We start from the raw sequence: 6291 nt of genomic DNA on the forward strand, positions 1-6291 counted from the left end.
AAGGGGCGGCGGATGCGGCTGGAAGAGGTGGACTGGGCCGAAGTCCCGGCCGGTGTGCTGCGGCGGGGTACACCGGTCGAGGAACTCGCCGAGGTGGCCGGGCGCTATGCGGACACGGGAGTTCCGGCGGAGTGGTACCGCAAGGAGGCCCCGCGTGCGGAGGTACGCGTCCCTGCGTTCCGGATCGCCCGGACCCTGGTCACGGCCGGCCAGTGGACGCTCTTCGCCCGGTCGACCGGACGCCCCGACCCGCAGGGTCCGTCCAACCATCCGGTCATCGGCGTCAGCTGGGCCGACGCGAACGCGTACTGCGAGTGGCTCGTACGGCAACTCGGCGGCATCGAGGTGCGCCTGCCCAGCGAGGACGAGTGGGAACGTGCCGCTCGGGGCGACGACGCACGTGAGTTCCCTTGGGGCTCCACGTACCGGACGGGCCTGGCCAATCTGGTCGACCTCGGCGTCGGCACCACCACACCCGTCGGCTCCTTCCCGGACGGAGCCAGTCCGTTCGGCGTCCTTGACATGGCGGGCAACGCGGACGAGTGGACCTCCACGCTCTACGCCCCCTACCCCGGCGCCCCCGCCGACGTCTCCCCCACCGAGAGCTGGGCCTTCGACCCCCACGTCACTCGCGGCGGCGCCTACCGCCACGACCGCGACCTGGCCCGCTGCGCCCGCCGTCACGGCGCGTACGAGCAGGATCTGACGGCGATCGGAGTCGGCTTCCGGGTGGCGGCTCCACCCGCTTGAGCGAACCGCACCCGACTGCCGCTGCGGACCCGCGACCCGTTCCGATCCGTGCCGTGTCATGCCGTGCCGTGCCGTTCCGTGCATCGGGGGAAATCCCCCTGCAGAGCCGGGGGTTCGTCGGATGGGCAGGCGGCGGGGAGGTTTTCTAGCGTCGGCGCATGAACCTCTTTCGACGCATGAACCCCGGTCGTCGTCTGCTGTTGGCTGCCGGTGTGCTGACGTTGGCCGCGGCGGGGCTGCCGTCCGCGGTGGCGGGGCCGGGCGCGCCGGCGGCGCCGCGCGCGGACGGCTCTCTGCAGCAGGACGCCGATGCGCTGCGGGACGCCGGAGTCACCGGCGTATCGGTCAGGCTGGAGACTCCGCGGGGCACGGTCACGGCCCGTTCGGGCCTCGCGGACCGCGCCACCGGCCGCCCGGTCCCCGAGCACGGCTATCTGCGGCTCGGCAGCATCACCAAGACGTACGGGGCCACCGTGGTGCTGCAACTCGTGGACGAGGGACGGCTTTCACTGGACCGGACCGTGGCGGAACTGCTGCCCGGGGTCGTCGCCGGCCACGGCAACGACGGGCACCGCATCACCCTGCGCGATCTGCTGCAGCACACCAGCGGTCTGTACGACTACACGGCCGAGGTGTTCCCCGACCCGAGCGCCCGGACGTACTTCGACAGGCGCTGGGACGCCTACCGCCCGGAGCAGCTGGTCGCCCTGGCCATGCGGCACGAGCCCGACTTCGCGCCGGGCACCGACTGGGCGTACTCCAACACGAATTACGTGCTCGCGGGGATGGTCATCGAGAAGGTGACCGGCCGGCCGTGGGAGCAGCAGGTCCACGAGCGCATCCTGCGGCCCCTCGGCCTGCGCCGCACCGATACGCCCGGCACCCGGCCGTACCTGCCTCGGCCGCACGCCCTCAACTACCAGCAGTTCGCGCCGCGGGGACCGCTGATCGACACCACGATCCCCTACCGCCCCTTCGACACCGGAGCCGACGGATCGATGACCGGCACGGCGCAGGACCTCAACCGTTTCCTCGCCGCCCTGGTCCGCGGCCGGCTCCTGGAACCGGCCACCCTGGACGCGATGCGCACCACCGTGCCGGTACCGGCGGGCGGGGATCATCCCGCGGGCACGGGAGACGGGCTCGGGCTGTTCACCACGCCCTTGTCCTGCGGCGGTGAGTACCTCGGGCACGGCGGGAGCGGCTTCGGCTACGTCATCCGCGGGGCGACCACGGCGGACGGCGGCAGCACGATCACCGTGACCGCGCACAGCCGCCCGGGCGACCCCGGCACGGCGGCCCGCCAGGAGGACAGGATGCGCGAGCTCATCGACCGCGCTCTGTGCCGGACGAAGGGCTGAGCCGGCTGCCCCGCCGTCGGACCGCCGGGCAGCCGGGCCGCCCGGGCCCGCACGCCGCCCTGGCAGCACCTGCTCCGTCACGCCGCCCAGCGGGCCCGCACCCAGATCCCGTCCTCCGTCAGGTACTTGTCCACCCGCAGGCCCACCCCCGCGAGCGCCTCCTCGAACTGTTCCTTCGTCAGCGGCCGGGACCGGAACGTCTGGGTCCAGGTGGCGTCGGGGAACTCGTACTCCGCGTAGACCGAGTTCACCCCGTCCCCGACCGGCTCCGCCGACACGATCCGCACGGTGTAGCCGCCGGGGTCGATCCGCTCGCGCGGCAGGTCCCGGTGCCAGTCACCGCCTTCCCGCTGGATCAGCACACAGCCGTCCGCGGAGAGATGCCGGACGCAGGTCCGCAGCAGTCCCCGCCGCACGTCCACGTCCGCGGTGTGCACGAGGAACGACGCGAGCATCACCACGTCGTACGTCTCGCCGAGGTCGAGGTCCTCGATCGGGCTGCACACCGTGCGCGCCCCGCGGACGCGCTCGAGCATCTCGGGGGACTCGTCCACGGCGGTCACGGTGAACCCGCGCTCCAGGAGCGGGTGGGTGACGCGCCCCGCGCCGCAGCCCAGCTCCAGGATGTGCGCACCCGCCGGTACGGCCGCCGCCACGACCTCGGGTTCGGTCCCGGCGGTCAGCCGTGTGTACAGCTCGACCGCGCAGCCGTCCGGGGTGATCGCTCCGGGCCCGGTCCCCTGATGCCCCACTCGCTTCTTCAGCTCCATGCCCGTCCAACGGACCGCGCCCGCACGACCGTTCCCGGGCGGCAACGCACAAGTGCCGCGCCCCCGACGGGGAGCGCGGCACTCGGAGCCGTACGGCCGACTCGGCCTGATGGACCGGATTCCCGGCCTAGTAGACCGGCTTCTCGGGCTCGATCTGGTTGACCCAGCCGATCACGCCGCCGCCCACGTGGACCGCGTCCGCGAAGCCCGCGGACTTGAGGACCGCGAGGACCTCCGCACTGCGGACACCCGTCTTGCAGTGCAGGACGATGCGCTTGTCCTGGGGCAGGTCCTGGAGGGCGGTGCCCATCAGGAACTCGTTCTTGGGGATCAGCTTCGCGCCGGGGATCGAGACGATCTCGTACTCGTTCTGCTCGCGGACGTCGATGATCTCGATCTTCTCGTCCGCGTCGATCCACTCCTTGAGCTGCTTGGGAGTGATCGTCGAGCCGAGCGCCGCCTCCTGGGCCTCGTCCGACACGACACCGCAGAAGGCCTCGTAGTCGATGAGCTCGGTGACGGTCGGGTTCTCGCCGCAGACCGCGCAGTTGGGGTCCTTGCGGACCTTGACCTGGCGGTACTGCATCTCCAGGGCGTCGTAGATCATCAGGCGGCCGACCAGCGGGTCGCCGACCCCGGTCAGGACCTTGATGGCCTCGGTGACCTGGATCGAACCGATCGAGGCGCACAGCACACCGAGCACGCCGCCCTCGGCGCAGGAGGGGACCATGCCCGGCGGCGGGGGCTCCGGGTAGAGGCAGCGGTAGCAGGGACCGTGCTCGGACCAGAACACGCTCGCCTGACCGTCGAAGCGGTAGATGGAGCCCCAGACGTACGGCTTGTTGAGCAGCACGCACGCGTCGTTGACCAGGTAGCGGGTGGCGAAGTTGTCCGTGCCGTCCACGATCAGGTCGTACTGGCTGAAGATGTCCATCACGTTCTCGGCTTCGAGCCGCTCTTCGTGCAGGACCACGTTCACGTACGGGTTGATGCCGAGGACCGAGTCCTTCGCGGACTCCGCCTTCGAGCGGCCGATGTCCGCCTGGCTGTGGATGATCTGGCGCTGCAGATTCGACTCGTCGACCTCGTCGAACTCCACGATGCCGAGCGTGCCGACACCGGCCGCGGCCAGGTACATCAGCGCCGGGGACCCGAGTCCGCCGGCGCCGACACACAGCACCTTGGCGTTCTTCAGCCGCTTCTGCCCGTCCATCCCGACGTCCGGGATGATCAGGTGGCGGGAGTACCTGCGGACCTCGTCGACGGTGAGCTCTGCGGCAGGCTCGACCAGGGGTGGCAGCGACACGGGAACTCCGTAGATCGGTATACGAACAGTGGTTCTTCCCGTAACGCTGCCACAGCCTTCTTCATTCCGAGACACCCCGTCCGATACGCGAGACGATTTCGTCCCAGTAACCGGGCAGCGCCTCGAAAGGATCGACCGTGCGGTGCTTGTCCGTACGGTCCGTGAACCAGATCGTGGCCGCGCCCTGCCAGCGGGCGATGCGCAGGGCCTCTTCGAGGTGGCCGAGCGGTACGCCGTGGACCAGATGGCAGAACTTCTCGGGCGGATAGTCGGCGGTCCACTCCGCCACCTGCGACCAGCGGTAGTCGCTCCACGCGCCGCTGAACGTCACCAACTGGTCGGCGGATTCGGCGTATCCGGGGTAGGGGTGGGTGCCGTGCCCGAAGACCAGATGGCCGTCGGGGAGCAGCGCTTTGAGGGTGGCGGAGATCCGCCGCACCTCGGGGAGGGCTTCGCGCTCGGTGGGGGCGCGGTCCGCGTAGAAGCCGTCGACCTGATACCAGTCCAGATAGCGGTGCGCGTCCGAGACCAGCTCGCCGAAGCTCCGGGCCCCGTACGCGAGGTCGAGGTGACCGAGGACACGGGTGCCTGCGTTGCGCAGCTTTCCGGACGCTTCGAGGCAGTGCGGGTCGGGGCGGGCGCCGGGCCCGTTCGCGACATTCAGGACAGTCCAGTGCAAAGGTGCACCGGGTCGCGTCAGCTCCGCCCACTCCATGGGGGCGACCAAGGGGTGGGCGTATCCGGGCACGCCGAGGCCCATGGTGGCCTCTGCCGCTTGCTGCTGTGCTCCGGTGGGGGTGATCAGATGCGGCATGCCGCCTCCATCCAGATGTCGGCGAGGGACTCTTCGAGGTTGATCCGGGGCCGCCAGCCGAGCCGGTCGCGCGCGGTGCGCACATCGGCCTGCTGCCAGCTGCCGCAGCCGTCCGGGTAGGGGTAGGCGGCGGGTGCTGCGTCGGATTCGGTACGAGGGTGGCCGATGGATGGCCGTCCACCGCCGTCCAACTCGTGGAGCGCGCCCCCGTATCCGGCGACGCGGGCGAGCACGGCGGCGGCGTCGCGGAGCTTCACCGCGCGACCCGAGCCGATGTTGACCACGCCCTGAGCGGCGGACAGAGAGGCGGCATGCACAGCACGCGCGACATCCCTCACATCCACGAAGTCCCGCTGTACGCCGAGTCCGCCGAGCTTGAGCTCGCCGTCGCCCGCCTGCATCGCGCGGCGCATCGCCTCGGCGAGGCGGCCGAGCGGGGAGCCGGCCGGGGTGCCCGGGCCCGCGGGCGAGAACACCCGCAGCACGACGGCGTCGAGCCCCGATCCGAGCACGAGCTCGGTCGCGGCGAGCTTGCTCACTCCGTACGGGCCGCCGGGCCTCGGCACCGCGTCCTCCGACGTGGACGAGCCGGGCTGGCTGGGTCCGTACTCCGCCCCGCAGCCGAGCTGCACGAGCCGGGCTCCGCAGCCGCTCCTTCTGAGCGCCTCGCAGACCGTGGCGACGGCGATCGTGTTGTGCCGCACGAGGTCGCGGGCTCCGCCCCGGGTCGCCCCCGCGCAGTTGATCACCACGCCGGGGTGCACCGCGTCCAGGAACCTGGTCAGGGCGCCGGGGCTGCCGTTCGCGAGGTCGAACCGCACATCCGCGTCATCACCGCGGCCGAGCGCCGTGAGCTGGACGGCCGGATCGGCGAGCAGCCGGTCGGCGACGAAACGGCCCAGATATCCATTGGCGCCGAGCAGCAACACCCTCATCGGGCGGCTCCGACGGGTGCGGGCCTGTGCTTGGGGGTGCTCATCTTCCGTGCTCCTCAGTGATGTTCGTAAGGGGATAAGCCCGCCACCCGCGGTGTCGGCCACGCGGGGAAGGGGCTATGGACGGGGCGCGACGAGCGCGCGAGGTAGGTGGGGCCGCCGATTGGGTGCGGCGAGCGCGCGGGATAGGCGGGGCCGGCGATTGGGTGCGGCGAGCGCGCCAGGCACGTGGGGCCACCAACGGGGTGCGGCGAACGCGCGGGACCGCCAACGGACCGCGACGGGTGAACGGGACACGCGAGCGCACTAGCGGGGTGCAGGGGGCGCAGCCCCCGCCGGGGCGCAGGGGCGGAGC

General features: G+C 71.5%; 6 protein-coding genes. 2 read left to right on the plus strand and 4 right to left on the minus strand.

The genetic code is table 11. The features are described from left to right. The first annotated feature begins 12 nt into the window (after positions 1–12). Both ABT367_RS19760 and ABT367_RS19765 read left to right on the plus strand, forming a co-directional pair. A complete protein-coding gene (locus tag ABT367_RS19760; protein WP_352254375.1) occupies positions 13–750 on the plus strand; it encodes a formylglycine-generating enzyme family protein in 738 nt (245 codons plus the stop codon). 158 nt (positions 751–908) lie between these two features. Then, positions 909–2111 carry a serine hydrolase domain-containing protein gene (locus ABT367_RS19765; protein WP_352254376.1) on the plus strand — a complete coding sequence of 401 codons (1203 nt, stop codon included), beginning with the start codon at positions 909–911 and terminating at the stop codon, positions 2109–2111. A gap of 77 nt (positions 2112–2188) precedes the next feature. Here ABT367_RS19765 and ABT367_RS19770 read toward each other — a convergent pair whose 3' ends face one another. The 4 genes from ABT367_RS19770 to ABT367_RS19785 form a co-directional block, all read right to left on the minus strand. Then, positions 2189–2881, minus strand: coding sequence for a class I SAM-dependent methyltransferase (locus ABT367_RS19770; protein WP_352254377.1), 693 nt, complete (start codon positions 2879–2881; stop codon positions 2189–2191). A 127-nt stretch (positions 2882–3008) separates the two neighbouring features. Further along, positions 3009–4187, minus strand: coding sequence for an adenylyltransferase/sulfurtransferase MoeZ (moeZ, locus tag ABT367_RS19775; protein ID WP_352254378.1), 1179 nt, complete (start codon positions 4185–4187; stop codon positions 3009–3011). Positions 4188–4248: 61 nt separating this feature from the next. Beyond that, complete coding sequence (locus ABT367_RS19780) at positions 4249–5001, minus strand: spherulation-specific family 4 protein (RefSeq protein ID WP_352254379.1); 753 nt, start codon at positions 4999–5001, stop codon at positions 4249–4251. Continuing rightward, positions 4989–5936 (minus strand): NAD-dependent epimerase/dehydratase family protein, encoded by a 948-nt coding sequence (locus ABT367_RS19785; protein ID WP_165336411.1) that lies wholly within the window; start codon positions 5934–5936, stop codon positions 4989–4991. The genes ABT367_RS19780 and ABT367_RS19785 overlap by 13 nt, the downstream gene beginning before the upstream one ends. Between the last annotated feature and the right edge of the window lie 355 nt (positions 5937–6291).

The organism is Streptomyces mesophilus (assembly GCF_040300965.1).
GTDB classification, from domain to species: Bacteria; Actinomycetota; Actinomycetes; order Streptomycetales; family Streptomycetaceae; genus Streptomyces; species Streptomyces mesophilus_A.

What these genes read in the sequence shown, in the direction of transcription:
- ABT367_RS19770 (WP_352254377.1), bottom strand. Translation starts at nt 2,881, where the DNA reads ATGGAGCTGAAGAAGCGAGTGGGGCATCAGGGGACCGGGCCCGGAGCG.
- ABT367_RS19765 (WP_352254376.1), top strand. Translation starts at nt 909, where the DNA reads ATGAACCTCTTTCGACGCATGAACCCCGGTCGTCGTCTGCTGTTGGCT.
- ABT367_RS19760 (WP_352254375.1), top strand. Translation starts at nt 13, where the DNA reads ATGCGGCTGGAAGAGGTGGACTGGGCCGAAGTCCCGGCCGGTGTGCTG.
- ABT367_RS19785 (WP_165336411.1), bottom strand. Translation starts at nt 5,936, where the DNA reads ATGAGGGTGTTGCTGCTCGGCGCCAATGGATATCTGGGCCGTTTCGTC.
- ABT367_RS19780 (WP_352254379.1), bottom strand. Translation starts at nt 5,001, where the DNA reads ATGCCGCATCTGATCACCCCCACCGGAGCACAGCAGCAAGCGGCAGAG.